General features: G+C 68.6%; 27 protein-coding genes. 7 read left to right on the top strand and 20 right to left on the bottom strand.

Annotated features, from left to right (window positions below):
• Window positions 1–9 precede the first annotated feature (9 nt).
• Complete coding sequence (locus ABZX92_RS26135) at window positions 10–1,623, top strand: ribulokinase (RefSeq protein WP_355564496.1); 1,614 nt, start codon at window positions 10–12, stop codon at window positions 1,621–1,623.
• On the opposite strand, the gene ABZX92_RS26130 is transcribed toward ABZX92_RS26135, so the two are convergent.
• The 4 genes from ABZX92_RS26130 to ABZX92_RS26115 form a co-directional block, all read right to left on the bottom strand.
• The gene (locus ABZX92_RS26130; protein WP_355564493.1) at window positions 1,586–2,143 is read right to left on the bottom strand and encodes a DUF4360 domain-containing protein; all 558 of its coding nucleotides are present in this window, start codon (window positions 2,141–2,143) and stop codon (window positions 1,586–1,588) included. The genes ABZX92_RS26135 and ABZX92_RS26130 overlap by 38 nt on opposite strands.
• A gap of 161 nt (window positions 2,144–2,304) precedes the next feature.
• Complete coding sequence (locus ABZX92_RS26125; protein ID WP_355564490.1) at window positions 2,305–3,906, bottom strand: 5-guanidino-2-oxopentanoate decarboxylase; 1,602 nt, start codon at window positions 3,904–3,906, stop codon at window positions 2,305–2,307.
• A gap of 2 nt (window positions 3,907–3,908) precedes the next feature.
• A complete protein-coding gene (locus tag ABZX92_RS26120) occupies window positions 3,909–5,936 on the bottom strand; it encodes an acetate--CoA ligase family protein (protein WP_355564487.1) in 2,028 nt (675 codons plus the stop codon).
• Entirely contained in the window at window positions 5,933–7,099 is a 1,167-nt protein-coding gene (locus ABZX92_RS26115) for an acyl-CoA dehydrogenase family protein (protein WP_355564484.1), read from the bottom strand. The genes ABZX92_RS26120 and ABZX92_RS26115 overlap by 4 nt, the downstream gene beginning before the upstream one ends.
• 119 nt (window positions 7,100–7,218) lie before the next feature.
• Here ABZX92_RS26115 and ABZX92_RS26110 point away from each other — a divergent pair, with 119 nt between their 5' ends.
• A complete protein-coding gene (locus ABZX92_RS26110; protein ID WP_355564481.1) occupies window positions 7,219–7,623 on the top strand; it encodes a DUF6228 family protein in 405 nt (134 codons plus the stop codon).
• Window position 7,624: 1 nt separating this feature from the next.
• On the opposite strand, the gene ABZX92_RS26105 is transcribed toward ABZX92_RS26110, so the two are convergent.
• On the bottom strand, window positions 7,625–8,737 hold the full coding sequence (locus ABZX92_RS26105; protein ID WP_355564478.1) for a LuxR C-terminal-related transcriptional regulator: 1,113 nt from the start codon (window positions 8,735–8,737) through the stop codon (window positions 7,625–7,627).
• 120 nt (window positions 8,738–8,857) lie between these two features.
• Here ABZX92_RS26105 and ABZX92_RS26100 point away from each other — a divergent pair, with 120 nt between their 5' ends.
• Window positions 8,858–9,841 carry a methyltransferase gene (locus tag ABZX92_RS26100; RefSeq protein WP_355564475.1) on the top strand — a complete coding sequence of 328 codons (984 nt, stop codon included), beginning with the start codon at window positions 8,858–8,860 and terminating at the stop codon, window positions 9,839–9,841.
• Window positions 9,842–9,847: 6 nt separating this feature from the next.
• On the opposite strand, the gene ABZX92_RS26095 is transcribed toward ABZX92_RS26100, so the two are convergent.
• The 12 genes from ABZX92_RS26095 to ABZX92_RS26040 form a co-directional block, all read right to left on the bottom strand.
• On the bottom strand, window positions 9,848–10,201 hold the full coding sequence (locus ABZX92_RS26095) for a GntR family transcriptional regulator (RefSeq protein WP_355564472.1): 354 nt from the start codon (window positions 10,199–10,201) through the stop codon (window positions 9,848–9,850).
• A gap of 75 nt (window positions 10,202–10,276) precedes the next feature.
• Window positions 10,277–10,582, bottom strand: coding sequence for a hypothetical protein (locus ABZX92_RS26090; protein ID WP_355564469.1), 306 nt, complete (start codon window positions 10,580–10,582; stop codon window positions 10,277–10,279).
• A 16-nt stretch (window positions 10,583–10,598) separates the two neighbouring features.
• Window positions 10,599–11,888: a sulfite exporter TauE/SafE family protein gene (locus ABZX92_RS26085; protein WP_355564466.1), complete on the bottom strand. Its 1,290-nt coding sequence runs from the start codon at window positions 11,886–11,888 to the stop codon at window positions 10,599–10,601.
• Window positions 11,885–12,919: a tetratricopeptide repeat protein gene (locus tag ABZX92_RS26080; RefSeq protein WP_355564463.1), complete on the bottom strand. Its 1,035-nt coding sequence runs from the start codon at window positions 12,917–12,919 to the stop codon at window positions 11,885–11,887. Before ABZX92_RS26080 ends, ABZX92_RS26085 begins: the two co-directional genes overlap by 4 nt.
• 15 nt (window positions 12,920–12,934) lie before the next feature.
• Window positions 12,935–14,347: a DUF4331 domain-containing protein gene (locus ABZX92_RS26075; protein ID WP_355564460.1), complete on the bottom strand. Its 1,413-nt coding sequence runs from the start codon at window positions 14,345–14,347 to the stop codon at window positions 12,935–12,937.
• Window positions 14,348–14,406: 59 nt separating this feature from the next.
• Window positions 14,407–14,775 carry a hotdog fold domain-containing protein gene (locus ABZX92_RS26070; protein ID WP_355564457.1) on the bottom strand — a complete coding sequence of 123 codons (369 nt, stop codon included), beginning with the start codon at window positions 14,773–14,775 and terminating at the stop codon, window positions 14,407–14,409.
• Between the two features lie 26 nt (window positions 14,776–14,801).
• Window positions 14,802–15,545 (bottom strand): OAM dimerization domain-containing protein, encoded by a 744-nt coding sequence (locus ABZX92_RS26065; protein WP_355564454.1) that lies wholly within the window; start codon window positions 15,543–15,545, stop codon window positions 14,802–14,804.
• Entirely contained in the window at window positions 15,542–17,110 is a 1,569-nt protein-coding gene (locus ABZX92_RS26060; protein WP_355564452.1) for a lysine 5,6-aminomutase subunit alpha, read from the bottom strand. Before ABZX92_RS26060 ends, ABZX92_RS26065 begins: the two co-directional genes overlap by 4 nt.
• 4 nt (window positions 17,111–17,114) lie before the next feature.
• Window positions 17,115–18,662, bottom strand: a complete 1,548-nt coding sequence (locus ABZX92_RS26055; RefSeq protein WP_355564532.1) for an amidohydrolase — start codon at window positions 18,660–18,662, stop codon at window positions 17,115–17,117.
• Window positions 18,655–19,665, bottom strand: coding sequence for an L-erythro-3,5-diaminohexanoate dehydrogenase (locus ABZX92_RS26050; protein WP_355564450.1), 1,011 nt, complete (start codon window positions 19,663–19,665; stop codon window positions 18,655–18,657). The genes ABZX92_RS26055 and ABZX92_RS26050 overlap by 8 nt, the downstream gene beginning before the upstream one ends.
• A 70-nt stretch (window positions 19,666–19,735) precedes the next feature.
• On the bottom strand, window positions 19,736–21,244 hold the full coding sequence (locus ABZX92_RS26045; protein ID WP_355564447.1) for an alpha-amylase family protein: 1,509 nt from the start codon (window positions 21,242–21,244) through the stop codon (window positions 19,736–19,738).
• Window positions 21,241–22,200: a TIGR03885 family FMN-dependent LLM class oxidoreductase gene (locus ABZX92_RS26040; protein ID WP_355564444.1), complete on the bottom strand. Its 960-nt coding sequence runs from the start codon at window positions 22,198–22,200 to the stop codon at window positions 21,241–21,243. The genes ABZX92_RS26045 and ABZX92_RS26040 overlap by 4 nt, the downstream gene beginning before the upstream one ends.
• Before the next feature lie 65 nt (window positions 22,201–22,265).
• Here ABZX92_RS26040 and ABZX92_RS26035 point away from each other — a divergent pair, with 65 nt between their 5' ends.
• Both ABZX92_RS26035 and ABZX92_RS26030 read left to right on the top strand, forming a co-directional pair.
• Window positions 22,266–22,394 carry a hypothetical protein gene (locus ABZX92_RS26035; RefSeq protein ID WP_355564441.1) on the top strand — a complete coding sequence of 43 codons (129 nt, stop codon included), beginning with the start codon at window positions 22,266–22,268 and terminating at the stop codon, window positions 22,392–22,394.
• 83 nt (window positions 22,395–22,477) lie between these two features.
• Complete coding sequence (locus ABZX92_RS26030) at window positions 22,478–22,873, top strand: SsgA family sporulation/cell division regulator (RefSeq protein WP_355564438.1); 396 nt, start codon at window positions 22,478–22,480, stop codon at window positions 22,871–22,873.
• On the opposite strand, the gene ABZX92_RS26025 is transcribed toward ABZX92_RS26030, so the two are convergent.
• Both ABZX92_RS26025 and ABZX92_RS26020 read right to left on the bottom strand, forming a co-directional pair.
• Window positions 22,870–23,433: a GNAT family N-acetyltransferase gene (locus ABZX92_RS26025; RefSeq protein WP_355564435.1), complete on the bottom strand. Its 564-nt coding sequence runs from the start codon at window positions 23,431–23,433 to the stop codon at window positions 22,870–22,872. The genes ABZX92_RS26030 and ABZX92_RS26025 overlap by 4 nt on opposite strands.
• Entirely contained in the window at window positions 23,430–23,888 is a 459-nt protein-coding gene (locus tag ABZX92_RS26020) for an FxsA family protein (RefSeq protein WP_355564432.1), read from the bottom strand. Before ABZX92_RS26020 ends, ABZX92_RS26025 begins: the two co-directional genes overlap by 4 nt.
• A 130-nt stretch (window positions 23,889–24,018) precedes the next feature.
• Between ABZX92_RS26020 and ABZX92_RS26015 the strand changes: the two genes are divergently transcribed.
• Entirely contained in the window at window positions 24,019–25,401 is a 1,383-nt protein-coding gene (locus ABZX92_RS26015; protein WP_355564429.1) for a lysine 2,3-aminomutase, read from the top strand.
• A gap of 89 nt (window positions 25,402–25,490) precedes the next feature.
• On the opposite strand, the gene ABZX92_RS26010 is transcribed toward ABZX92_RS26015, so the two are convergent.
• Window positions 25,491–25,658, bottom strand: coding sequence for a hypothetical protein (locus tag ABZX92_RS26010; RefSeq protein WP_355564426.1), 168 nt, complete (start codon window positions 25,656–25,658; stop codon window positions 25,491–25,493).
• Window positions 25,659–25,782: 124 nt separating this feature from the next.
• Between ABZX92_RS26010 and ABZX92_RS26005 the strand changes: the two genes are divergently transcribed.
• A partial coding sequence (locus ABZX92_RS26005; RefSeq protein WP_355564423.1) for a GAF domain-containing protein occupies window positions 25,783–26,303 on the top strand: 521 nt, incomplete at its 3' end.

Below are 26,303 nucleotides of genomic sequence, written 5' to 3'. Positions count from 1 at the left end.
GTGTGAGAAGTGTTGGTGGTGGGGATCGACTTCGGCACCCTGTCGGCGCGGGCCGTGGTGGTCCGCGTCTCGGACGGGGCCGAGCTGGGCAGCGCTGCCGTGGACTACGCGCACGGCGTGCTGGAACCCGAGCCGCAGTGGGCGCTCCAGGTGCCCTCGGACTACCTGGATGCCTTGCGAGCAGTGCCTTTGGCGTTGCGCGAGGCCGGTGCGTCCCCCTCGGACGTCATCGGCATCGGCACCGACTTCACCGCCAGCACCGTGCTTCCGGTGCTGGAGGACGGCACACCGCTGTCGTCGGTCTCGTCCTCTCCGCACGCGCTGGCGAAACTCTGGCGCCACCACGCGGCTTCTTCGCAGGCCACGCGCTTCAACGCCGTTTTCGCCGCAGAGCAGTGGATGGAGAGGTATGGAGGACTGACTTCAGCGGAGTGGGAGTTCCCCAAAGCGCTGCAGGTGCTCGAAGAGGCACCTGATGTCTACGCCCAGATGAGATACTGGGTGGAAGCCGCTGACTGGATCGTCTGGCAGCTGACCGGAACCCATGTGCGCAACGCGTGCACCGCCGGTTACAAGGGACTGTACCAGTCCGGCTACCCCGCGCCAGCCCTTTTGGCCTCTTTGCACCCGGATTTCGGTTCCTTCGCAGCTCAGAAGCTCGACGCGCCGATCGTGCCGTTGGGCACACGGGTCGGCGGCCTGTCCGCTGCCGGCGCCGCTTTGACAGGACTTCGGGAGGGAACTCCGGTCGCCTGCGGGGTGATCGACGCGCACGCCACCGTTGCGGCTGCTGGAGCTGCTTCGCCCGGCCAGTTGGTGGCTGTGATGGGCACGTCGACCTGCCACATGATGGTGGGCTCGTCGTTGCGTCCCGTACCAGGCATGTGCGGCGTGGTGGACGGTGGCATCGTGCCCGGCCACTGGGGCTACGAAGCGGGCCAGAGCGGCGCCGGTTCGATCCTCGCCTGGTACGTGGAACACCAGGTGCCCGCTTCTTATTCCTCTCTCGCGGCTGAGCAGGGCATCTCCGTCCACACGCTGCTCTCCCGGCTCGGCGACGGCCGCCCGGTCGGCTCGCACGGGCTGATCGCGTTGGACTGGCACGACGGCAACCGCTCCCTGCTGGTCGACCACGCGCTGTCCGGTCTCGTGCTGGGCCAGACCCTCGCCACCCGCGCCGAGGACATCTACCGCGCGCTCATGGAGGCCACGGCGTTCGGCACGCGCACGATCGTCACGGCGTTCCGCGACGCGGGCCTGCCGGTCGAGTCGTTCGTGGCGGCGGGCGGCCTCACGCAGAACCCCGTGCTCATGCAGATCTACGCCGACGTCCTGGGCATGCCGGTGTCCCTGATCGGCTCCTCGGAAGGCGCCGCCCTGGGTGCCGCGATCCACGGCGCCGTCGCCGCCGGCGCACACCCATCGATCCCGGATGCTTCCGTCGCAATGGGTTCAGTACGCCGCGACGTCTACATTCCAGATGCTGCAAGGGTTTCCGACTACACCCGCCTCTACGCCGAGTACGTGATGCTGCACGACCACTTCGGCCGCGGCGGCAACTCCGTCATGCACCGCCTGCGCTCCTTCAACACTTCTTCCACTGCAGGCGATACGTCGTGCTGACGCTGGAGTCCGTCGAGTCCATCGTCATGAAGCTGACGGTCCGCTTGCCGGTGACCTTGAGCTCGGTCTCGATGCTCAACGGCTTCTTGTCCTTGCACGGCCCATGAGCCACCGAGTCAGGTTTGTCCGTCACCTGCCAGTTGTCACTCATCGGCCCCTGATAGGTGTGCATGCTGTGCCGCGTGGGAAACCCCGGGAAGTGGTAGCTGTTGCGCGCGGTGCCTTTGGCGCCCTGCTCCAGGCTGGCGAACCCGCGGTAGTCCGTGGCCGCGATCCCGTACGCATACCCGTCCGCGTGGTTGAGCCTGAGCTCGATCGTGCAGCTCTTCTTGGCCTCGCTTCCCTTGGCCTGCACCAAGAAGTCGCTGTAGGTCACCGTGAACGCCTCGTTGTCCTCCGACATCGCCACGTTCGTCGTCCCTTGCGGACAACCCGTGCCGCTCACACTCACCACCTCAACGGTGACCGGTCCAGGTGGAACCACCGCCACAGCCACCAACGCCATCGCCGCCGCCAGCATCGAGGCCTCCTCACATCCGTTGCAGGAGAACCTATCGAGCCCCGCAATCACGCGAACGGCTCAGCGACCGCGCATCTGCAGGACCAACGCACGAGCGTCCTCCCGCATGACCTCGCTCCACCTGGCGAGGTCGCGCGCACATCGCATCCGGAACACCGGACTCAGGCGCCGGCCAGGTCGCCCACCACGTGGATGACGGTGGGGCGGTCGGCGGTGAAGGCCTTGCGCAGGGCCGTGGCGAACTTGTCCTCGTCGTCCACGGTCAGACCGTGGCAGTTGAGGCCCTTGGCGACCTTGGCGAAGTCGACGCCCGGGAGGTGCACGCCGTGCACGGGGTCGCTGCGGTCGGCCATCTCGCGGCGGATCTCGCCGTAGCCGCCGTTGTCGGCGATGATCACGGGCAGCGGCAGGCGTTCCTGCGCCGCGGTGGCGAGTTCGGGGAGGGTGAACATCACGCCGCCGTCGCCGTGCAGGGCGACGACCTGGCGGTCCGGGGCGCCCATCTTGGCGCCGATGGCCGCTGGCAGGCCGTAGCCGAGGGTGCCGAAGCCCGTCGGGTACAGGAAGCCGGCCGGGGCTTCGAGGGACAGGTTGGACAAAGTGCCGTAGTAGCAGGCCATTGCGCTGTCGGCGGCGACGATGGCGCCTGGGGACAGGACTTCCTGCATGGCCTCGATCAGCGGAAGCCAAGGGGCGCCTTGGGTTCGGGCGTGTTTGCGGAAGAGTCGCTGCCACCGTTCGGCGCGCTTTGCCGCTTCCTCGTTGGCTTTGGCCTTGCCCAGGCGTTGGTTCAACGCCGTCACGGTGGCTTGGGCGTCGCCGACCAGGCGGTAGTCCGGCAGGGCGTTGGTGATCATCTGGGCCGGGTCGACGTCGATGCGGATGAGGTCGCCGGGGAACTTCAGCGGGCCGTTCCAGAGGTCGGTGGAGGCGAGTTCGGTGCCGATGGCGAGGACGACGTCGCATTCGGCGACGAACTCGGCGACCGCCTTGTGGTGCAGGCCCGCTCCGATGGAGAGCTGGTGGCGTTCGGAGAAGGTGCCTTTGCCGTTGGCGGTGGCGACGACCGGGGCGCCGAGGCGTTCGGCCAGGGCGGTGATCTCCTCCGCCGCGCCCTTCGCGCCGCCGCCGATGATCAGGCCGGGGTGGGTGGCGGCGTTGAGGCGGCCTGCCGCTGCGGCGATGGTGACGGCGTCGGCCGGTGGGTGGGCGACGATGACCGGGGCGACCTCGTTGACCTTTTCGAGTGCGTCGATGAGGTCGAGCGGGATCTCCAGGTGGGCCGGGCGGGGGCGGCCGGAGGTCATGTGCGCGAAGGCTTGGGCGACCGCCAGGGGGATTTCGGCGACGCTGTGGACGCGGTTCGAGTAGCCGATGACGGCTTCGAGCGCGGCGCTCAGGTGGCGGGCCTCGTGGAGGGTGCCGTTGCCGCGGCCGGGGTGTCGCAGCGGCATGCCCGGTGAGATGAGCAGGACCGGCACGGAGTCGGAGTACGCCTGGGTCACCGCGGTCATGGCGTTGAGCACGGCCGGGCCGCTCGTGGTGAGGCAGACGCCCGGTTTGCCGGTGACGCGGGCGTAGCCGTCGGCGGCGAAACCGGCGCCCTGCTCGTGGCGGGGCGTGACGTGCTTGACGTCGTGTTCGGCCAGGGCGCGGTAGATGCCGAGGTTGTGGGTGCCGGGGATGCCGAACACCAGCTCGGTGCCGTGCGCGACGAGTGCGCGCACCAGGGCGTCACCCCCGCTGAGGCGAGGAACGGTCATGCTCATGCCACGCGACGTCCGCTCGTGTCGTTCAACGTGTCCCCCGAAGGGATGATCAGCGCGTCGACGGCCAGCACGCCGTCAGGCCCCACGCGCACGGGGTTCAGCTCGATCTCGGCCAAGTCCGGTCTGGCCACGAGCGTCTCGGAGATCTGGGCGATCACCTGCGCCAACGCTGTCAGGTCCACGGGTTGTGCGCCACGCCGGCCTGACAGGAGTGGGGCAGAGACGAGGCGTGCCAGCATGTCCCGCGCTGTGGCGGGGGTCACGGGCGCGAGCTCGATCGCGGTGTCCTTGAACAACTCTGCGTGGATGCCGCCCGCCCCCACGAGAATCACTGGGCCGAACGAGTGATCGCGTTTCGCGCCGATGATCAGCTCGACCGCGTGCTCGCGGGTGTCCATCTCCTCGAGGACGTAGGTGCCGGGCCCGAGCCTCGACTCCATCTCCTCGAACGCCGCGGCCGGGTCGGTGAGGTTGATTTTCACGCCGCCGTGCTCGCTCTTGTGGGCCAGCCAGTCGGCTTTGAGCGCGTACGGCCCGCGCAACGTGGTGGCCACGACCTCGGCCTTGCTCGTGACCGGGTGCGCGTTGGGAAACCGGACGAAGCTCAGCAACTCGCGTGCGGCGAGGTAGCCCGAGCGGTACGGCAGGCTCACGCAGGGGTCCCCTCCGAAGGGGTCCCCTGATTCAATTATCCCAGGCAGCACCGACAATTCCGGGCCGCTCGGGGTGCCGGCGACCGGACGAGAGAGCGCGCCGAGCCGGGCGGCGTCACCGAGCGCAGCCACAGCTCGCTCGATCGTGTGCTGCACGGGCACGCCGCCCGCACGCAACGCACGCACCGCCGCGGAGTCCGCGCACATGCTGTGCACGGTGACCAGAACGCCGGTTTCCCTTGCCAGGGAACAGATCGAGGTGGCGACCGACACCTCGGCGGACTCCAGCGACGGCGTGTCCGCTCCGTAGCTGCCGAAGTACCCGGACAACACGACGGTGTCGACCTCGCCGCCGCGCACCAGAGCCGAGACCGCGCGGGTGTAGTTCTCCATGTCCTGCTCCCCCGCGCCGGCGAGGTCGATCGGGTTCCGCCCGGAAACGAGCGCGGGCACCGAAAGTCCGGCAGCCACCGCGAGGTCCGCCGCGATCGCACCCTGCCCGCCCGAGTCGGAGATGATCCCGACCCGGCCCCCGCGCGGAATCCCCGACTTGAGCACCGCGGCGAGGTCCACGAGTGCGGCGGGCGTCGAAACCCGCAACGCACCAGCACGACGACAGGCCGCGTCCACAACGTCCAAAGAGGACGTCAAGGCGCCGGTGTGCGACAAAGCGGCTTCCTGGGCGGCGGAGGACGACCCGACCGTGAGCAGAACCACCGGCTTCCCGGCGGCCCGCAACGACGACATCGCCGCGACGATCCCCGGCCCGAAGCTCTCCAGGTACACCCCGACGACCGTGGTCATGTCGTGGGAAACCAAGTCCAGCAACGCTTCCGTCGCCGTCACGTCGGCCTGGTTGCCGACCGACACGAACCGCGACACCCCGAGCCCGGACGAAGCCGCCAGGCCGGCGATCTCCAGCCCGACCTGCCCGCTCTGCGACACCACCCCCAGCGAACCGGGCTGAAACCGCCCCCACGCGAGGTGTAACGACGTCGCCGCGTCGAACACCCCCAGGCAGTTCGGCCCGAGCAGACGCGCCCCGGCCTCCCGAATCCGGCCGATCACCCGCTCGTCGATGCCCGAGGTGATGCCGACGAACCCGCGCACGCCAACAGCCAACGCCTCGTCCACCACCGCGGGCACAACGGCGGCAGGCACGGCCAAGACCACCAGTTCGGGCGCCTCGGCCAGTTCCGACAAAGACCGGACGGTCGGGTGCGAGAGAACCGAACCACCACTGCGGTTGACGAGGTGCACGGCCCGGCGATCAAGGCCGGCCAACGCACCGCGCGCCAGCCAGTGACCCCATTTGGCGGGATCGTCGCTGGCACCCACAACCGCGACGGACGCGGGGTCGGAGAAGATCATCTCGCACCGAGGCCGCGGGAGATGATGAGGCGCTGGATGTCCGAGGTGCCTTCCTCGATCTCCTCCAGCTTGGCGTCGCGCATCCACCGCTCGACCGGGTACTCGCGCGAGTAGCCGTAGCCACCCAGCGTCTGCACCGCCGCGTGCGTGCACCACATGGCGTTCTCGGAGCCGACGAGCTTCGCCATCGCGGACTCCTGCGCCACCGCGTGCCCCGCGTCGTACAGGGACGCCGCGCGCACGGTCAGCAGGTGCGACGTGTCGACGCGGGTGGCCATGTCCGCGAGCCGGAACGCCACCGCCTGGTGCTGGATGATCGGCACGCCGAACTGCTCCCGTTCGCGCGCGTAGTCGGTGGCGAAGTCCAAGGCAGCCCTGGACAACCCCGTGGTGGCAGCGCCGATGAGGATGCGCGACGCGTCGAACGTGCGCATCAGCCCGGCGAACCCCTGACCTTCGTCGCCGAGCCGGTTCTCGACCGGCACCCGCACGTCGTCGAGGAACACCTCGGCGTTGACGATCGCCCGCTGACCCATCTTCTGGAACGGCGGCCCAACGGTGAGCCCGGCCGTTTCCCGAGGCACGACGAACGCGGTCACCCCACGAGACCGCTTCGACGCATCTACGGTCGCGAAGATCACGAACGTCGAGGCGTACGGGGCGTTGGAGATCCAGGTCTTCTGTCCGTTGAGGACGTACTCGGAGCCTTCCCGCCGCGCCGACGTCTGGATGCTCGCGGCGTCCGACCCGCTGCCGGGCTCGGTCACCGCCACAGCAGTGAGCGGAGGCTCCGAGGTCCCGAGTGGACTGAGGAAGCGTTCCTGCTGCTCAGGCGTGCCGAGGTGCTCGATCGGCGCGCTGAAGAAGCCGTTGGACGTGATCAGGTTGCCGATGCCGATGTCGCCGTGGCACAGCTCCTGCTGGACGAGCACCTGGGTGAGCAGGTCGGTGACGCCACCGCCGCCGAACTTCTCCGGGATCATGAAGCTGGTCAGCCCGAGCCGCGACGCCTTCTCCCACACGTCGAGCGGCGACTCGGTGTCGGCCTCGTCGACGGCGCGCCCCCGCGGGCGGATCTCCCTGGCGGCGAACTCGCGGGCCAGCTCGACGAACTGCTCCTGTTCGGCCGTGAGCCGCAGGCCGTCCCTGACGGTCCGCCCCATCTCGCACTCCTAAATTGACTGACGAATCAGTTATTCACGATCCACGGGGCAGCCTAGTTGTGTCAAGACGCATCAGGAGGTGCGCGAACGGGTGATCCCGGAGGGGTATTTTGAGCGCCGTGGAGGTAGTGATCACCTGCGTCGAGACGACCGGTGCCGAGGTGCGGCTGCACGACTGCATGGCGTTCGACCAGGACATCACGACGATGTCGGTGGAGCTGCGCGCGAACGGCGTCGAAGCACGCCGCGGCGTCGAACTGCTGGACCACGACGGGCTCGCGCGGTTCTTCGAACGACTCGCGGCGGACTACCTCGGCTGGGACGGCGAACGGACGTGGCGGTCGTACGACGAGGAGTTCGCGGTCGCGGCGCGCTTCCACTCACGTGGACGGGTCGAGCTGCGCTGGAGCCTCGCGGACAAGGTGAACCACGCGTGGTCGGCGAACATCACGACGTGGATCCACGCGGGAGAGGACATGCTCGGCCTCGCGGGCGGGTTGCGCGCGCTGTTCGACGCACGCTGACTCAGGTGGACTCGATGCCTCGCACGAACAAACCCGGCGTCTCGGAGGCCGGCTTCTCCCACCGCGTCGCGTAGTGGTCGAGGAAGATCTGCCCGACCAGCTCGCCCCGCGTCCGCACACCGGTCTTGTCGAAAATGGACTTTAGGTGGTCCTGCACGGTGTACGGCGACATCGAGAGCGCCTTGGAGATCTCCTTGGTCGGCCGTCCCTGGATGCACTGCATCGCCACGCACGCCTCGCGCTCGGTCAGCCCGTACGCCAGCGCCACGACGGGCGCGACGTCCTGCGGCGTGGCGGGGTGGATGATCACCGCGGTCCGCCCGCCGGGACCGAGCCGGGTGCCGTAGAGCAGCAGCCACGTCCCGGCGCGCGTGCGGACGCGGACGCGGGCGGCCAGCTCCAGCGGGTCGGTGCCGGGCGGGATGGCCCTGGCGCGGGCGGCGATCGACTGCACGATCTTCGACTCGCTCGGGTGCTCCGGCGGCGGGTCCTCGACCATCTCGGCGATCCACCGTTCCGCCGCCGCCGAGGTCGACTCGGGCTCTCCCTCTTCACCGAACACCACGACACCCGGCCCCCAGTCCACCCGTTGCCCGGTGATCTGCACCGCGATCGTGCGCCGCAGGCCGGTGGCGATGGACGAGGCGAGCGACGACAGCGCCGCCACGTCCGCCTCGGTGAACCACGGCCGGTCCGCGTGCCGCAGGAACCCCGCCGCACCCCAGTAGACGCCGTCGGCCAGGAACGAGACGCGCAGCTCGTCGCCGAAGCCGTAGCCCTCCTGCGAGCGGTGCCGGACCGACCGGCTGAGGTCGCCGTGGGTGTCGATGCTGGTCGCGCCCGCGATCCGGCCGCTGTTGGCGAGGAACGACCACTTGTTCACGTCGTCGATCACGTACTCGTGATGCGCGAGCCACGAACCCGAGCAGGCGATGTCGCGGTTCACCGTGCCGGTGAACAGGATCGTGCCCGGATCGACGGTGTGCCAGCAGCAGGCGTCGAACGGGATCACCGGCCGGATCGCCTCCGCGACGTCCGTGGTGAAGTCGACCCAGCCCACCCGGCTCGCGTCGATCCGCGCGATGTCCGCACGCAGTCGTGGTACCAGCGTCACTTCATGGAGGCTACGCCCGGCACCCAGCGGCCACACTCCCAGAAATCTGGTCCCCTCCGGCCGCGATCACCCAGCGTTCTGGGATGGTGGGCGCCGTCTCGAACCCCGCACGCTCGTACCATGACAACCACATCAGACGTGACCCCGGAGCAGATCTTCCGGCTCGCCCAGGGGTTCATGGCCAGCAAGCACCTGTTCGCCGCCAACGAGCTCGGCCTGTTCGAGGCGCTCGGCGAAGGGCCCGCCACCCTCGCGGGTCTGGCCGCCCGCACCGGCCTGCCGCCGCGGACGGCCCGCATCAGCGCGGACGCGATGGTGGCGCTCGGACTGCTGGAACGGCACGGCGACCAGTACGCGAACACACCGATCGCGGCGACGTTCCTGTCCGGCGCCACGCCCGCGGACTTCCGGCCGCTGCTGAGGTTCTGGGACAAGGTCAGCTACGCCACGTGGACCGACCTCGCCGGAGCACTCGGCCGCGGCAAGCCCGCACACGAGGTCTTCGAGCTCGACGACGAGCTCGTACCGGTGGTGTCCGCGGGCATCGAAGCCGCCACCGCCGGCGCCTGTCACGCGCTCCCGCACGTGGCCGGGCTGCCCGCGGGCAGCCGGGTGCTGGACATCGGCGGCGGCACCGGGTCGTGGTCCGTCGCGCTGACGGAGGCGGATCCGTCGCTCACCGCGACTGTGTTCGAGCTGCCCGAGGTGGCGGCGGTCGCCGGCGAACGGCTGAATTCGCCCCGCATCACCGTGCACACCGGTGACCTGCTGACCGACGAGCTTCCGGCAGGCCACAACGTCTTCCTGCTGGCGAACGTCGTCCACTACTTCACCCCCGGCACCAACCAGGCGATCCTGCGCAAGATCCGCGCCGCCGCCGAGCCAGGAGCACGCCTGCTCGTCGCGGACTTCTGGACCGACCCGACCCACACCCAGCCGTTGGCCGCGGCGCTGATGGCCGGGGAGTTCGCGGTCCACGTCAACGACGGCGACGTCTACAGCGTCGAGGAAGGCGCCGCGTGGCTCGGTGAGTGCGGCTGGAGTTTCGGCGGGCACCTGCCGCTGGCCGGACCGATCAGCCTGGTCACGGCGGAAGCGGTCTGACCCCGGTCAGAACCGGCGCAGTGCCGCGCCGACGATCTCCAGTGCCTCCTGCGGCGTGAGGCCCAGTTCGGCCGACATCGACGCGTACTGGGCCGCCGCCGCACGGATGCGCTCGCGGTTGTTGTCGCCGTTCGCGCTCACCACGGTGCCCGCGCGGCCTCGCGTTTCGACGAGGCCGGCCTCCTCCAGCTCGCGGTAGGCGCGGGCGACCGTGTTGACCGCCAGACCCAGGTCTTTCGCCAATGCGCGCACCGTAGGCAGTTTGGCGCCCACCGGCAGTTCTCGGTTCGAGATGGCGTGGGCGTAGTGCACCCGCACCTGCTCGTACGGAGGTGTGTCCCCGTGGTGGTCGATCTTCACTGCGCCCCGCCCCTCCCGGCATGTAACTACCTCTGTGTTGACCAACGGAGGAACGGGGCTGAGGTTGCGGTCAATTCAGCGAAGATTGGTCTGGTCCGCACCCATCCGCACGTAGAGCTCGCGCCAGCCCTGGTCAGCGGCCGAGGCTGCTTTGCCGTCGCAGTAGGGCTTTGTGCCGTTCGTGGTGTAGTAGCGGAGGATGGATAACGAGACGACGGTGTCCCAATTACCCTCGTCGAAGTACTCCTCCCCCGGCTGCTGCTCCTGGTGCTTCAGGCACGAGATGTCGGACTGCTGTTCGTCGTCGAACTGGGCGGTGGCGGTGCCTTGCGAGGTGCACGCCGCCAGCGCGAGGACCGACAGCACGATGAGCTTCTTCATGATCTCTCCAATCGAACTAACCGGCCAGCGCACGCGTGGCCAGACCGACTCCGACGAGCAGCACCAGCGCCGCGGTGCCCAGCGGCGTGAAGTCCGCGTACTTGCGGAACCGGGCGAAGCGGTGCCCGAAGCGATCCCGCAGCGACACCAGCAGCAACCCCGCGGCGGTCAACGTCGCCGCCATCCCCAGCCCGTAGGCGAGCACCAGGATCACGCCGAACCAGGTGCGCCCCAGTGCGATCGCGCCCAGCAGGACGACCAGGGCGGACGGGGACGGCACCAGGCCGCCCGCCACGCCCATTCCGACGAGCCCCGCCCGGCGGTGCCCATGGCCATGTCCGTGACCATGTCCGTGGCCGTGCCGCTCACGACCACGGGACCGCACCGCCGAGCGGAGCAGCACCCCTCCGATCACCGCGACCAGCAGACCGCTCGCCACGCCGAGCCAGCGCAGAACTGACTCGCCGGCGATCACGCTGGACACGCTGAGCAGCAGCCCCAGCACCAAAACCCCCGCCGTGTGGGTGATGGTCACCGTGGCCCCGACGAGGAGTGCGTCGCGGCGGGTACCCCTCGAACCCGCCAGATAGGCGGCCATCACGGTCTTGCCGTGGCCGGGCAACGCCGCGTGCGACGCGCCCAGCACCAGAGACAGCAGAACCGCGCCTATCCCGACCACCGGGGTGAGATCACCCACCAGTCCGACGGCCGCCTTCGTGGCTTCTCCCAACGCACCGGGCGCGACAACAGTGCCTTCGCCCGGTTGCGCGACGAACCGGACCGCCCGCACGTCGAGAGGCGACGACAGCAGGTCGGACGGGTAGTTCCGCAGCTCGTTCGTGATCGACTCGGCCGGTGCACCCGACACCGCGACGTCCACGCCGGCGACGGTGATCTCGCGCCAGCCCGGCTTGTCCTTCAGGTACGAGTCGCTGAACGTCACCTCGACCTCGCCGCGCACCGGGAGCAGAGCCGTGTACTCGCAGGTCAGGCGCATGGTGGGCAGGCCGGCCTCACCGGGCGGGCGCACGACGTCGGCGTCGTGCACCTCGAACCGCAGCTCCTGCTCATCGGCCATGGCGTTCAACGACTTCGCGCGTTCGGCACACCGCTTCCGGGCGTCGACGAAATCGCGATCCTGCAGAGTCGGGATCTCCGCACTGTCCACAACGGACCGCAGCTCGACCCGGTCGGGGAACACCCGCAGCCCGTCGTAGTGGTTCACGCTGAGATTGCTCAACGGGTGCGCCTGCGCGACGCCGCCCATCAGCAGCATCCCGAACACCACCAGCAAGAAGACCCTCATCGCAGACTCCCCAGAATCGCCTCGCGGTGCCGCAGAACCTCCGGGTCGCGCCAGCCCAGCGCGACCGCCTTGTCCGAGTACGGCAGGGCTTCCGCCGAGCGCTTGCCGGCCTGCAACGCCCACGCCATCGCGTCGGCGGTGAAGACGCTCTGCCGCTTCGCCCACTCCTTCTCGGCGAACCGCAACGCCTCCGCGGGATCCCCGTGGTCCGCAGCGATCAGAGCCGCGGTCAGGTCGTCTCCGCCCAGCAGACGAAGCTGCTGCAACGCGAGGTCGTACTGCTGCCGCGCTTCGGCGGGTCTCCCGGCCTTGTCCAGAGCCCGGCCGTACTTCACCAGGTAGTCCGGCGACGGCACCTTCGCCACGAGCCCGCCGTAGACCTGAAGCGCCTCGTCGTTGGTCCGGCCCTTCAGCTCGTCCAGGTGGAAGCGGCAGAAGTCCTTCTCCTCCTCCGAAGATGCCGACTCCAGCGCCCGGTTCAACGCCTCCCGGGCGTCGTCCAGCCGGCCGTGCAGCTCGAAGTGGTAGGCAGCGCGGGTGAACGACGCGACACCCGGCCGCAGATCCAGCATGCGTTGCAGCGCAACAGAAGCACCGGAGTCGTCACCGAGCTGGGTCAGCGCGTCGACGAGCACGCCCTGAGCCTGCGCGTTGTCCGGAAGAGCCGAAACCGCGCGCTGGCCCCAGTCGCGGGCCACCGAAAACTCGTGTCGAGCGTTGGCGAGCGCTCCACGGCCGATGAACGCCTCACCGTTGCCCTCGGGCTTGAGCCGCAACGACTCGGTCAACGCACGCTCGGCTCGTGAGTAGTGCTGCGGATCGAAGGTTACGCGGGCCAGTTCGACGTGCGTGGCACCGAGCTGGGCCCACGCGGCGGCATCGGCAGGCGTCCGGCGGAGCTTGGCCTGCAACGACTCCGCGTTGCGCTGCAAGGAAGAAGTCTGCGTGGCTGCGGCAGGTGTTGCCGCCTGCGGGGAGGCGCAGGCGGCAACAGCGAGCAAAGCTGCCAGCAGCGGAATGGTTTTCCACATGTCAGGCACCTTCACCTAGCGGGAGTTGACCGCCCTGTTGCTCGGCAGGCCGACGTACGGGAACTTGTCTCCGAAGCGAACGTCGTTGCCGTTCACCCGATCACCCTTCGCCAGAGCCGGCACGAGCTTGCCGGTCAGCGCCGCGCCTTCCACGGCCTGGATCTCGATGTCCACGACGTCGTCGGCGAGCCTGCGGCCGTTCGGGAAGCCCTGCAGGTCACCGCCGAGCACGCCGAGCCGGTTCGGATCCTTCGTCACCGGCGTGGACATGTTGAGCCGCAGCATCTCCGACGGCGCGAACCTCTTCGGGTCCACGTCGGCGTTGTTCAGCTGCGAGTTGAGATCGGCCTTGATCGGGCCGCCCGCCTTCGTGGTGATCCCGGTCAGGAAGATCTCCACCAGGTCGGCCCGCGGTGTCTTCGGCGCTGGGATGCCGTAGATCTGCTGGATCAGCCGCGCCAGTTCCGGGTCGTTCACCCGGTCCAGCAACGCCTGCACCTTCGCGTCGTTGACGGGTTCGAGGCCGTTGAACGCGTCCTTGATGTTCGCGGACGACACGACTTCGTTCACCAGCGGGTTGCCCAGCCGCGACACCTGCACGAACGGACCTTGCGGGGTCGCCTTGCCGGGGTCGAGCTTCAACGTGCGGCGCTCCGTGTCGCTCCACACGCCGATCACCGGGTTGCGCTTCGGGTCGCCCTTGAGCGCCAGCATCGTCTTCGGCACCTGGATCGCGATGGTGTTGACGTTGTAGCCCATCAGCGTGTCCTGGTTGACCTCCTTCAGGTTCCCGCCGTAGAGCAGGTCGAACACCCTGAGGTCGAGGAAGAACGAGTCCTCCGACGGTCCGACGTAGACCTGGCCGCCACCGGGGATCTTGGACGTGGCCTGATCCCGGATCGTCGCGAAGTTCGGGAACGACGCGGGGCCGGTGTTGGACGGCGCCGCTCTTCCGCCCCGCACCAACGAGGTCGTCTTGTTGCCCTCGATGAGTTCGAGGCTGTAGTTCTGCCGGAACAACAGGTTGTCGTCGTTGATCGACGTGACCGGCCCGTTGTTGTAGAGGAAGGTCTTCGCGTTTCCGCGCCGGTCATCGGTGTTGAAGGTGAACCGGAAGGTCTTGTCCGGCACCGCGTCGCCGTCGGCGTCGATGTTGAGGTCGTACCGGGCGTCCGTGGCCCACGGGTAGAAGTTGGGGCCACCGTTGGGTTCCTGCAGCCCGAACCAGTTCGCCACGAGCGTGACGGTGTCGGGTCTGTCAGGGCTGGTGAAGGCGTAGACGTCGGTGTTGTCCACCGCCGGGTCGGCCGCGATCAGTGGTGCCTCGCGGTGGCTGGAGGCCTGCGCCGCCGGTATCGCCGCCGCCGCTGCGACCACGACGGCGGCGATCGCGCCGCGCCGTAATCGCTGTTTGTTGCTGGTTGGCATTGTCCTGCTCCCTTCCCACGGCCGGGGATTCGGAAGCAGGACGCCTGCCGGTTCGAACTTTATTCGGCGGCTTTCGGAGCGACGACCGTGCCGCGAGCACGCGTTACGACGATCGGCGCAGCCAGCACGTCCGCCGCCGAAGGCCCGCGATCGGGCGCCGACCGGCACACCACGCGCGCCTCGAACTCGATCTCACGCGAGCGCTTTCCGATGCGCACCAACGTCGCCGTGGCCTCGACGACGTCACCGGCCTGGATCGGCGCCACGAACTCGACCGAGCTGTACCCCGCGAACAGCCCCTCGTCGGAATCCGTGTGGATCAGCAGCTCGGTGGCGACGTCGCCGAACATGCCGAGCCCATAGGCACCGTCGACCAGGTTGCCGCCGTAGTGCGCGTGCGAGTGCGGCACGTAACGGCGGTGCGTCACCTGAAAACCTTCGACCAAAGCCCCGCTCACGCGGCGACCCCCTTCTTCTCCTGCATCGCGTGCACCAAGTAGCTCGCGACCTCACCCGGAGTGGTACCGCGTGAGAACACCCTGTCCACCCCCAGTTCCCCCGCCATGAGGGGATCGAACCGCGGACCGCCCGCGACGAGCAGCGGCCGCTTGTCCCCCATCGCCTCGCGGAACGCCGCGGACATCTCCTGGGTGTTCAGGATGTGCGCGTCCCGTTGCGTGACGACCTGGGAGATCAGCACCGCGTCGGCCTTCTCCGCGCGGGCGCTGCGCACGAGTTCGGGCACTGAGACCTGCGCGCCGAGGTTCACGACCTTCAGCTCGCGGTAGTACTCCAGGCCCTTCTCGCCCGCGAAGCCCTTGATGTTCAGAATCGCGTCGATACCGACGGTGTGCGCGTCCGTGCCGATGCAGCCGCCGACGACGACCAGCTTGCGCCGCAACACCTTCTTCAGCGTGGTGTTGACTTCGGACGGCGACAGCAGCGGGTACTCCCGCTCGACCACCTTCACCTCGTCCAGGTCCACGAGGTGCTTCACCGAGCCGTAGACGACGAAGAACGTGAAGTCGTCGCCGATGGGGTGCGAGTGGACCACCATCGCGGGGTCCATGCCCATCTTGTTCGCGAGCTGCTGCGCGGCGCCGTCCGCCTTGGGGCCGTAGGGAATCGGCAGCGTGAACGACGTCTGGATCATGCCGTCGCCGGTGGTGTCGCCGTACGGCCTCACGTACCTGCTCATGCTTGGGCCTCCAGCATGTCGCTCGCCGGGTTGAAGTACGCCTCTGCCTTCTCGATGACGCCGTCCGCGCCCTTGCCCTTGTCGGCGGGACGCTTCATCAGTCCGAACGTGCCGTCCGCGATCGCGTTCAGCAGGCCGTCGTCGACGATGCGTTCCAGCAGATCGACGGCCTCGCCCAGAACCTGGTGTGCGCGCTTGACGATCAAGCCGTCCGGTGCCGGGCGGAAGTCCTCGGCGAGGCTGCCCGCCGCGTTCAGCACGTACCGGACGTTCTGCAGGGCGAGGTCGCGGTCCGACAGGAACGGCGTCACGACCGCTTCCGTCATCATGCCGACGAGCAGAATGGACTGTCCTGTCAGGACACCCGCGAGGTTGAAGAACCCGTCCAGCAGATAGCCGTTGAAGACATCGCCGGTCATGTGCTTGGTCGGCGGCATCCACTTCAGCGGCGCGTCCGGGAAGAGTTCCCGTGCCAGCAGGGCGTGCGCGAGTTCGAGGCGGAACGAGTCGGGCACCTTCGGGTTGATCTCGAAGGCGTGACCGAGGCCCAGCAGGTGGTCGGGCAGTCCCGCCTCGTGGGCGAAGTGCTCGTTGAGGAGCTGGCTGACCGTGACCGTGTGCGCGGCGTCGACGGCGTCCGCGGTGGTGAGGTAGTTGTCCTCGCCGGTGTTGATGATGATCCCGGCGCGGGCGTGGACCTGGCGGGAGAAGCGCTGGTCGACGAACGTGCGGATCGGGTTGATGTCGCGGAAGAGGATCCCGTACATCGAGTCGTTCAGCATCATGTCGAGCCGCTGAAGTCCGGCCAGCACAGCGATTTCCGGCATGCACAGGCCGGACGCGTAGTTGGTCAGCCGCACGTACCGGCCGACCTCCTTCGACACGTCGTCGAGCGCGGCCCGCATGATGCGGAAGTTCTCCTGGGTGGCGTACGTGCCCGCGAAGCCGTGGTGCGTGGCGCCTTCCGGCACGTAGTCGAGCAGCGACTGGCCGGTCGACCGGATCACCGCGATGATGTCGGCACCCGCGCGAGCCGCGTTCTGAGCCTGCACGACGTCTTCGTCGATGTCGCCCGTCGCGACGATCAGGTAGATCCACGGCCGCTGTGCCGGGTCGCCCCACTTGGCGACGAGCTTGTCGCGCTGGACCCGGTTGCGGTCAACGGTCTTGAGCCCCTTGGCGACAGCGGACGTGGCTGCCTTCCTGGCGGCCGTCAGCTCCTTGCCGGTGGGGATCCTGAACTGGATCTGGCCCGCCGCGGTGGCCTCCGCGAGTTCGGTGAGGCTGCCGAGGTCGTGCTCCTTCAGCGCCTGGAACGCCGGGAGCACCACACCGTGCTCCAGCCCGCACTGCTCGCGCACGGTGTCGATCACGCGGTTGACCCACGGCACGTCACCGGCGCGGTGGGTGGAGTCCGCGCCGGTGATGCCGGCCAGGCGAAGCGTGGCGCGCTCGACGGCGACGGTGGTGTGCGCCTTCGCGATGGACACCACCGGTTCCGCCGCCCGCGCCGCGAGTTTGCGCGCGGTGGCGACGACCTTGGGGTCGAGGTCGAGCAACGCCATGAAGTCACTTCCTCTCGTGAATTGTCCGGCCGTTCAGGACGGTTCGCACGCAGACGGGCGCCGGACCGGTCAGGTCGGGCAGCCCGGGAACACCAGAACGCGGGTCGGTCGACCAGCGCTGCACGCGTGAGTCACTCGCCGCCACCACGAGGTCGCCCGTCTCCCACACCGCGTAGGTCGCGGGAGCACCAGGCTGCAGCGTGCCGGTCAAGCCGTCGTCCACGCCTGCCGCACGCCAACCACCGCGCGTGTGTGCGGTGAAGGCCGCGCGTGGCGAGATGCCGTGGCCATCGGTCTTGTGGTGGACCGCAGCGCGCACGGCGGCCCACGGGTCGATGGCGGTTACCGGAGTGTCCGAGCCGAACGCCAGCACGACACCCGCGGCAGCGAGACGTGAATAGGGATTCAGCCCCACTCCGCGCTCAGCCCCGAGGCGCTTCACGTACATTCCGGCAGGTCCGCCCCACTCGGCGTCGAAAAGCGGCTGAACTGAGGCGATGACGCCCCACCCGGCCAGTTTCTGAGCCTGCTCCGACGAGACCATCTCGACGTGTTCGAGACGGTGGCGTGCGGAAGCCAGCTCAGGCGTGCCGAGGGCCTTCTCGGCGATCTCGAAGCCCTCGATCACGGCGGCCATGCCCGCGTCGCCGATGACGTGGAAGCCCGCCTGGATGCCCTCTTCGGTGCACTTGATCAGGTGGTCCGCGATCTGCTGAGCGGTCAGGTAGAGCGCGCCGGAGGTCTCAGCGTCGGCATAGGGCGACGTGAGAGCGGCCGTGCGGGAGCCGAGGGCGCCGTCGACGAAGTGGTCACCCGCGAGGCCGCGCACGGCAACGGACGGCTTTTCGTGCGAGCCCCAGTAGGCGACGACCTCAGGGCCTTCGGTGTGCTGGAGCAGTTCGCGCAGGTCGTCCTCGCCGGAGATGTCCGGCCCGGCGCACTCGTGCACCGACGCGATCCCCATCGACGCGGCGTGGCGCAGGAACGTGAGCTGCGCGGCCTGGCGCTGTTCGGACGTGATCGCGGCGCGCGCCACACGACGCACGACGTGATGCGCGGCGCGAGAGAGCGGACCGTCGTCCGAGAAACCATCAGCCGTGCGCGCGTCGCCGGTGATCAGGTTCGAGGACACGAGCGCCGAGTGCACGTCGATGCGCGACAGGTAGACCGTCTTGCCCTGCGCGGCCTCGTCGATCTCCGCGCGCGTCGGCGGCCGGTTCTCCTGCCATCGCGTCTCGTCCCAGCCGTGGCCCCAGACCATCGGACCCTCGGCGTCGCGCACGAGCTCCAGCAGTTCGGAGACCGACGACGTGCGGGTCAGGTCGAGGCCGGTCAGCAGCAGACCGGCCGAGGTGGCGTGCACGTGGGCGTCGACGAACGCGGGCGCGACGAACGCACCGTGCAGCTCGATGACCTCGGCGTCGGGGTGCAGCGCGCGGCCCACCGAGTCCTGGCCGATCCACACGATGACGCCGTCCGTGACGGCCATGGCCGTCGCATCCGGTGCGTAGATGCGTCCGCCGACCAAAAGTTGCGTACTCACGTCACGCAGTCTGCCGTTGCTCGAACAACGCGCGCACACCCGGCTGGGTCCGGACCAGGTCCAGCGCGAACGCGGCGTGACCAGGCACATACCCGTTGCCGACCAGCATCTCGACGTCCGCCGCCAGACCCTCGGCACCCAGGGCAGCCGCGCTGAACGAGGTGGCCATGGAGAAGAAGATCACGGTGCCGCCGTCCGCCGTCGCGAGGATGGCGCCGTGCTCGCACCCCGGCACGTCCACACACACGACCGTGACATCAACCTGCTTGCCCACCGCTTCGGCCACGGCGACGGGGTTCCGTGCGTCCGCGATGACAACCTCGTCGGCGAGGCCCGCTTCACGGACTGACGCAGCCTCACGCTCCGTTGGCACCAACGCGACGAGGCGCGACGCACCGGCCTGGCGCGCGGCCGCGAGAGAGAGCGAACCGGACTTGCCGCCACCGCCGAGCACCAGCACGGACCCGCCGGGGTGCTTGCGGACCACCCGGTCGGTCAACGCCGGCGCACCGCACACGTCCAGCACGGACAGCGCCAGCTCGTTGGGCATGTCGTCAGGCAGCACGGCCGCGATGGACCGTCCGAACAGCACGGCGGTGCCGCGGCACGGCACCTGCTCGTCCTCGCCGCTCCAGTCCTGCAGGCCGTCGTTGATCTTCAGCGGCGTGAGCGTGAGGCTGACCAGCGTCGCGATCCGGTCGCCCGCCTTCAGCCCGAGCGGCGAGTCCGGCCCGACTTCGAGGACCGTGCCGAGCAGCATGCCGCCCGAGCCGGTGACCGGGTTCTGCATCTTGCCGCGCTCGGAGACGATGTCCAGTACGGCCTGCCGGACCGCGTCGCCGGTGCCGTGCTGTTCCCTGAGCTGCCGGAACGACGCCGCGTCCAGGTTGAGCCGCTCGACCGCGACGATCACCTCGTCGGCGGCGGGGACGGGGTCCGCGTCCAGCCGCCACGCCTGCTGCGGCAGCACACCCGCGGGCTCTAGGACGCGGTGCAGTCCGTACGCGCTCACCTGAAAATCCTTCGGTCGACGACGCTGTCTCGAAGATATCTTCACGTGAAGCGTAAAGATCCCGCAAGTATCACTCGGTCACGAGCCGGAACCAGCGGCAGTCGTAGGGCGCGAGGTCGACCTTGGCACCGATCTTCGCGGTCCTCACCTTCCTGCCGGTCATCAGGTCCGTGAGCTGGCCTTCCGCCGGAACACGCACGGTGATCTCCCGGTTCGCGAGGTTGTGCACGGCGATCACCGTGCCGCCGTCGCAGTCGGCGCGGTGGGCGAACACCGCCGGATCGCCCGTGTCGAGAACCTGGGCCTCGCCCCACGCGAGCTCCGGGCACTCGCGGTAGAGCTGGATCAGCTGCCGCATCCAGATCAGCAGCGAGCCGGGGTCGTGGCGCTGCTGCTTCTCGGCCTCCCAGTCCATCGGCACGCGCACCGCGAGCCGTCCCTCCAGCGACAGGTCCTCCTTCAAGCCGATCTCCTCGCCGTAGAACAGCACCGGCGTGCCCGGCAGCGTGAAGAGGAGGCTGTAGACCATGCGGATCCTGCGCTGGTCGTCGTTCAGCATGCCCGGCAGCCGTCGTCGCAGACCGCGGCCGTAGAGCTGCATCGCCGGGTCGGGCCCGAACGCGTCGAAGACCTCCTGGCGTTCGTCCTCAGGCAGTTTGTCGAGGGTCAGCTCGTCGTGGTTGCGCACGAACGTCGCCCAGTGGCCGTCGCGCGGCGGCTGCGGGCGGTCCTGCAACGCCTTGACCAGCGGGCCGCTCGACTGCCGCGCCAGCGACAGGTACATGGCCTGCATGCCGACGAAGTCGAAGCACATCGTCAGCTCGTCGCCGACTCCCTGGCCGTAGTAGGCCATCGTGTCCTTGTAGGGCAGGTTCACCTCGCCCAGCAGCACGCCCTCGCCGTTGCGGCGGTTGAGGAACGCGCGCAGGTCGGTGAGGTAGTCGTGCGGGTCGGGCAGCGACAGGGCGTCCGTGGGGTCGTTGTGCTCCAGCAGGAACGGGACGGCGTCGACGCGGAAGCCGCTCAGCCCCAGTTCCATCCAGAAGCCCATGATCCGGGCGATCTCGTCGCGGACCTCGGGGTTCGAGACGTTCAGGTCGGGCTGGTGCTTGTAGAAGCGGTGCAGGTAGTACCTGCCGACTTCCTCGTCGTACTGCCAGAGGCTGTTCTCCTTGTCGGGGAACGTGATTCCCTGCGGGCCGTCGGTCTGGGGCTCGTCGGCCCAGACGTACCAGTCGCGCTTGTCCGGGTCGTGGAACCACGGGTGCTGGTCCGAGGTGTGGTTCACGACGAGGTCGGCGATGACGCGCATGCCCCGGTCCCGGGCCGCTCTGACGAACTCCACGAAGTCGCCGTGGCTGCCGAGGCGCGGGTCCACGCCGTAGAAGTCGGTGATGTCGTAGCCGTCGTCGCGTTCGGGCGTCGGGTAGAACGGCATCAGCCACACACACGTGACGCCCAGCGAGTGAAGGTGGTCGATGCGTTCGGTGGCGCCGCGGAAGCCGTTGTCGGAGAAGGTCTCCACGTCCAGGCAGTAGATGACGGCGTTCTTCCACCAGACGTCTGACGTGCGGATCATCGGGTCACCTCCGGGAGCACGTGCTCGCCGAACGCGTCGACGAACGGGATCAGGTCCTGGCCGACGTGGTGCAGGTAGATCTCCTCGAAGCCCAGCTCGCTGTAGTTGTGCAGGTTCTCCACGTGCCACTTGAGGTCCGCCGACACGTCCACCACTTCCGCGACCTGTTCGGGGGTGACGTGTTCGGCCGCCACGTCGAAGTGCTCGGCGAGCTCCAGGTCCCAGCAGACGGGTGGGCGGAACACGTTGGTGCGCCACTGCTCGTGCGCGATCATCAGCGCGGTGTCGTCGTCCTGCGCCCAACTCAGGTGCACCTGCAGGTGGAGCTTGCCGCGGCCACCCGCGTCCCGGTAGGCGTCCGCGAGAGCGCGCAACCGGTCAGGTGGCGCGTTGACGGTGATCAAGCCGTCCGCCCACTCGGCGCACCACCGCGCGGTTTCGGGGCTGACGGCCGCGCCGATCAGCAGGGGTACCTCGTCGGGCAGGGTCCAGAGGCGGGCTCTGTCGACGTGGATTTCGCCGTCGTGGCTCACCTCGTCGCCGTTGAGGAGCGCGCGGATCACGTCCACGCACTCGCGGAGGCGTTGGGTGCGGACCTCCTTGCGCGGCCAGCCGTCGCCGGTGATGTGCTCGTTGCTGGCCTCGCCGGTGCCGAGCGCGGCCCAGAACCGGCCCGGGTACATCGCGGCGAGAGTGCCGATCGCCTGGGCGGTGATCGCCGGGTGGTAGCGCTGGCCGGGTGCCGTGACCACGCCGAACGGCAGGTTCGTGGCCTGCAGGGCGGCGCCGAGCCACGACCAGGCGTACCCGGAGTGGCCCTGCCGTGCGCTCCACGGCGAGAAGTGGTCGGAGCTCATCGCGGCGCCGAACCCGGCCTCCTCGGCTCGTTGCACGGCGGTGAGCAGGGCGGCGGGGTGGATCTGCTCATGTGACGCGTGGATGCCGTAAACGGTCATGCGAGTTCAGGTACCCCGCATGAAGATCAAGGCAACCTGCGGCGCGGTTCGGGCGTGAACACGGCATGAAGATCCTCATCGCCGCACTGGCCGCCGTCGCCTTCGCCGTCATCCCGTTCGCAAGCCAGGAGACCCCGGTGGGCTGGTGCTCTGACCAGCTCGTCACCACCGGCGACAGCCCCTGCACCAGGTGACCGAACTTTTTTCGCCGAACCGTTGAACCGATGCCGAACAGCGTCCGTGTGGATGTCAGCACCCTCGCGGAGGAGGAACGGCGATGTTCAACGAGACCCGGATCGGCACCGCCACCGTCGTCCAGTTCATCAGGCCGGACGGCACGGTCGAGCCGATGAACGTCGACCTCCAGTACCGCTCGGACGATCCGCATGCCGTGACAATGCGGTTCCACACGCGCGACCAGGAGTCGACCTGGCTCTGCGGGCGCGAACTGCTGTCGGACGGGCTGCTCTCGCCCGCGGGCATCGGGGACGTGCGGCTGCGGCCCGAACACGGGGACGTGCTCGTGCTGGAGCTCTTCACCGAGGACTCGCACGCCGTGTTCCACCTGTCGGCGGACGAGCTGGACCGGTTCCTGGAGTCGACCTACGCGGTCGTGCCGGCCGGGCGTGAGGTGCTCGACTTCGACCTGCTGCTGAAGGACCTCCTCGCCTAGAGGCGCAGGCCCAGGACCAGCTTGTCGGCCGAGTCGATCACGCGGAACCCGAGGTGTTCCCAGAAGCCGATGCCGTGCGTGTTCTCGTGCCGTACGTGCACGTGAACGCCCTTCTTGTCCAGACGTTCGAGCACGGTGCGCACGAGCTTGCCGCCGAACCCCTTGCCCTTCGCGCGCGGCAGGAGGTTCGCGTGCATGTGCGCCGGATAGTCCTTCACCAGTGTCGGATCGACCTTCACCGGGTGGTGGATGTGCTGCACGACGCGGTTCGCGTTGGGCCCGAGCGGATAACGAACGCGCAGGTCAGGCCACCAGTCGCGGTCGCAGCGATCTTCGAACGCCTCGCTGTCGGATGCCGCGATCGCGTACCCGCACACTCCCTCGTCGTCCTCGACGACAAACGCGAGGTCAGGCTCGAACGCCACATACGGCCCGACGTAGGCGTGACCGAGCAGACGCGGGTCATCGAACAGATGGCGCGCACCCTTGCCACCGTTGCCGGTGTCGAGGCAGATGTCGTAGAGCGCGTCCAGGTCAGCGGGCCGGTACGCGCGGATCACGTCAGCTCGCGCCGATCCGTGATGATCACCGGCTCGACGTCGACGACTTCACCCTCGACGACCTGACCGGGCCCGAAACGCCGGTCGTGCTCGAACTTGAGCGCGGCCGCCTCGGCCTTGCGCGCGATCCGCCGGCTGACGATCTTGCGCGTCGGCGGGAACAGCAGGAACAACGCCGCCACGTCGCTGATGAACCCCGGCACCATGATCAACGCCCCGGCCGCCGCGATGAGCACGCCGTCGGCCATCTCCTGGTGCGGCTGCTGACGCTTCCACACGGCCTCCCTGAACGCGGCCATCGTCTGCGCACCCTGCCTGCGCACCAACTGCAGGCCGACCAGGGTGCCGACCAGCAGCAGCGCGATCATCCACAGCCCGCCGATGGCGTTGCCAACGGCGATCATGACCGCGATCTCGGCGAACATCCCGACGAGCACCAGCGCGAAGACAGGCATACCCGCACAACGCACAGCGCCCCCGGTTTGCTCCCACACCGCCTTCGACCAGGCCTCCAGCTGAAATATTTACGGCGCGCTAGCGATATGACAGGATATCTTTACGCGACCTCGACGCTGAGGAGTACGGATGACTGCGCTGCACGACGCCCCCACGGCGCTGGAGCGGCTGGACCGCCAGCCGTACACCTACGTGCGCCGTGAACTGGTCGAACCCGACTGGCGGCGCTTCCCCGGCTGGTCCCACGTGACCGAGGCGCAGTGGCGTGACGCCCAGTGGCAGCGCGTGAACTGCGTGAAGAACGTCAAGCAGCTCCGCAAGGTCACCGGCGACCTGCTGAGCGAGAAGTTCTACGACGACCTGGCCGCGGACCAGGAGAACTTCGCGACCATGTCGATGCTGATCCCGCCCCAGATGCTCAACACGATGGCGGTGGACGCGGCCCCAGCGGACTTCACCGACGCCTTCCTGGCCGACCCGGTCCGCCGCTACATGCTCCCGGTCCGCTCGGACCGCGACCCGCGCTGGCCGTCCCACCCGCACTCCCAGCGCGACTCGCTGCACGAGGCCGAGATGTGGGTGGTCGAGGGCCTGACCCACCGCTACCCCACGAAGGTCCTGGCCGAGATGGTCTCGACCTGCCCCCAGTACTGCGGCCACTGCACCCGCATGGACCTGGTGGGCAACTCGACCCCGCTGATCGACAAGCACAAGCTGTCGCTGAAGCCGGTCGACCGCCAGGACCAGATGATCGACTACCTGAAGAAGACCCCTGGCGTCCGCGACGTGGTGGTCTCCGGCGGCGACGTGGCCAACGTCCCCTGGCCGCAGCTCGAGTCGTTCCTCATGCGCCTGCTGGACATCGAGACCGTCCGCGACGTCCGCCTGGCCACCAAGGCCCTGGCCGGCCTCCCCCAGCACTGGCTCCAGCCGCGCGTCGTCGAGGGTCTGGAGCGCGTGGCCCGCACGGCTTCTCGCCGCGGCGTCAACCTCGCGATCCACACCCACGTGAACCACGCTCAGTCCGTGACGCCTCTCGTTGCCGAGGCTGCCCGCACGGCTCTTGAGGTCGGTGTCCGGGATGTGCGCAACCAGGGCGTGTTGATGAAGGGCGTCAACGCGACGTCCGACGACCTGCTGGACCTTTGCTTTGCGCTGCAAGGGGAAGCGAACATCCTCCCCTACTACTTCTACATGTGCGACATGATCCCCAACGCCGAGCACTGGCGGGTGTCGGTGTGGGAGGCGCAGGAGCTGCAGCACGCGATCATGGGCTACCTGCCCGGGTATGCGACTCCGCGCATCGTGTGCGACGTGCCGTACGTCGGTAAGCGGTGGGTGCACCAGCTCGCCGAATATGACCGTGAGCTCGGGATTTCGTACTGGACGAAGAACTACCGGACCGGGATCGAGCTTGAGGACCCGGAGGCGTTGGACCGTCGGTACCCGTACTACGACCCGATCTCGACGTTGGGCGAGGCCGGCCAGAAGTGGTGGTCGGAACAGAGCTGACAGGTCGCGATGGGGCCGCTTCCGGGACATCTTCCGGAGGCGGCCCCATCGGCATGTTCTACCTCGTCAGAACCCAGCTCAAGCCCGACCTAGCAGTTGCCGTTGTTGCCCAGACCGATGATGCAGTCCGTGTGGAGGTCCCCAGCGGCATGCACGCCCGCAGCCGCCGGGGCTTCAGCGGCGGCAGCCTGTCCCACGGTGAACCCGAACATCAGCAGCGCGCCGACGGTTGCCAGCACTGCGCGAGAAGCCTTCATGTGTGTTCCCCCTGTTGGTTGGTCGTTGGACCGAGCGTAGCGCTCGCTGTTGCCGTTGAGTTTGACCTGCTGTTCCAGCCGGGTATGGAACAGGGACTGCGCCGAACCTGGTGATGGAGGCATCATGAGCGCGACTGACGACGCCGGCTTCAGAGGACTCGCCGAGACACTCAGCAGCGTCGCCCGCACACTCCAGGCGGAACCGGACGTGGACACCACGCTCCGCGCGATCGTCAAAGCCGCCGCCGACCACCTCACCAGTGCCGAGTACGCCGGCATCTCGCTGGTCGAGCGCGGCAAGATCCGTACCGTGGTTCCGACGAGCACCATCGTCGAGACCATCGACCAGCTGCAGTACGACCTGCGCGAAGGTCCGTGCCTCGACGCGATCAAAGAGCATCAGACCTACCGCACCGGCGATGTCCGCAACGAGCCTCGCTGGCCTGTCTTCGGTCCGGCCGCGGCCGAGAACGGCATCCACTCGCTGCTGTCGTACCGGCTGTTCGTGACCGACCGCACCCTCGGCGCGCTCAACCTCTACTCGTCCCGCGCCCACGCCTTCGACGAGCACACCGAACAGGACGGCCGGCTCTTCGCCACCCACGCCGCGATCGCCCTGGTCGGCGCGCAGCGGGAGGCACAGCT

It is taken from the genome of Lentzea sp. NPDC006480 (assembly GCF_040611995.1).
GTDB lineage: Bacteria > Actinomycetota > Actinomycetes > Mycobacteriales > Pseudonocardiaceae > Lentzea.
Note: the sequence above shows the minus strand (reverse complement) of the source record. Positions and strands in the feature narration are given on the sequence as shown.

Bases quoted from the DNA above. Each gene is read 5' to 3' on its own strand.
- ABZX92_RS26020 (WP_355564432.1), bottom strand. From the start codon at position 23,888: ATGCCTGTCTTCGCGCTGGTGCTCGTCGGGATGTTCGCCGAGATCGCG.
- ABZX92_RS26100 (WP_355564475.1), top strand. From the start codon at position 8,858: ATGACAACCACATCAGACGTGACCCCGGAGCAGATCTTCCGGCTCGCC.
- ABZX92_RS26125 (WP_355564490.1), bottom strand. From the start codon at position 3,906: ATGACCGTTCCTCGCCTCAGCGGGGGTGACGCCCTGGTGCGCGCACTC.
- ABZX92_RS26030 (WP_355564438.1), top strand. From the start codon at position 22,478: ATGTTCAACGAGACCCGGATCGGCACCGCCACCGTCGTCCAGTTCATC.
- ABZX92_RS26065 (WP_355564454.1), bottom strand. From the start codon at position 15,545: ATGAGCAGGTACGTGAGGCCGTACGGCGACACCACCGGCGACGGCATG.
- ABZX92_RS26040 (WP_355564444.1), bottom strand. From the start codon at position 22,200: ATGACCGTTTACGGCATCCACGCGTCACATGAGCAGATCCACCCCGCC.
- ABZX92_RS26115 (WP_355564484.1), bottom strand. From the start codon at position 7,099: ATGGGGCGGACCGTCAGGGACGGCCTGCGGCTCACGGCCGAACAGGAG.
- ABZX92_RS26090 (WP_355564469.1), bottom strand. From the start codon at position 10,582: ATGAAGAAGCTCATCGTGCTGTCGGTCCTCGCGCTGGCGGCGTGCACC.
- ABZX92_RS26015 (WP_355564429.1), top strand. From the start codon at position 24,019: ATGACTGCGCTGCACGACGCCCCCACGGCGCTGGAGCGGCTGGACCGC.
- ABZX92_RS26075 (WP_355564460.1), bottom strand. From the start codon at position 14,347: ATGCCAACCAGCAACAAACAGCGATTACGGCGCGGCGCGATCGCCGCC.
- ABZX92_RS26120 (WP_355564487.1), bottom strand. From the start codon at position 5,936: ATGATCTTCTCCGACCCCGCGTCCGTCGCGGTTGTGGGTGCCAGCGAC.
- ABZX92_RS26085 (WP_355564466.1), bottom strand. From the start codon at position 11,888: ATGAGGGTCTTCTTGCTGGTGGTGTTCGGGATGCTGCTGATGGGCGGC.
- ABZX92_RS26080 (WP_355564463.1), bottom strand. From the start codon at position 12,919: ATGTGGAAAACCATTCCGCTGCTGGCAGCTTTGCTCGCTGTTGCCGCC.
- ABZX92_RS26035 (WP_355564441.1), top strand. From the start codon at position 22,266: ATGAAGATCCTCATCGCCGCACTGGCCGCCGTCGCCTTCGCCGTCATC.
- ABZX92_RS26010 (WP_355564426.1), bottom strand. From the start codon at position 25,658: ATGAAGGCTTCTCGCGCAGTGCTGGCAACCGTCGGCGCGCTGCTGATG.
- ABZX92_RS26130 (WP_355564493.1), bottom strand. From the start codon at position 2,143: ATGCTGGCGGCGGCGATGGCGTTGGTGGCTGTGGCGGTGGTTCCACCT.
- ABZX92_RS26045 (WP_355564447.1), bottom strand. From the start codon at position 21,244: ATGATCCGCACGTCAGACGTCTGGTGGAAGAACGCCGTCATCTACTGC.
- ABZX92_RS26060 (WP_355564452.1), bottom strand. From the start codon at position 17,110: ATGGCGTTGCTCGACCTCGACCCCAAGGTCGTCGCCACCGCGCGCAAA.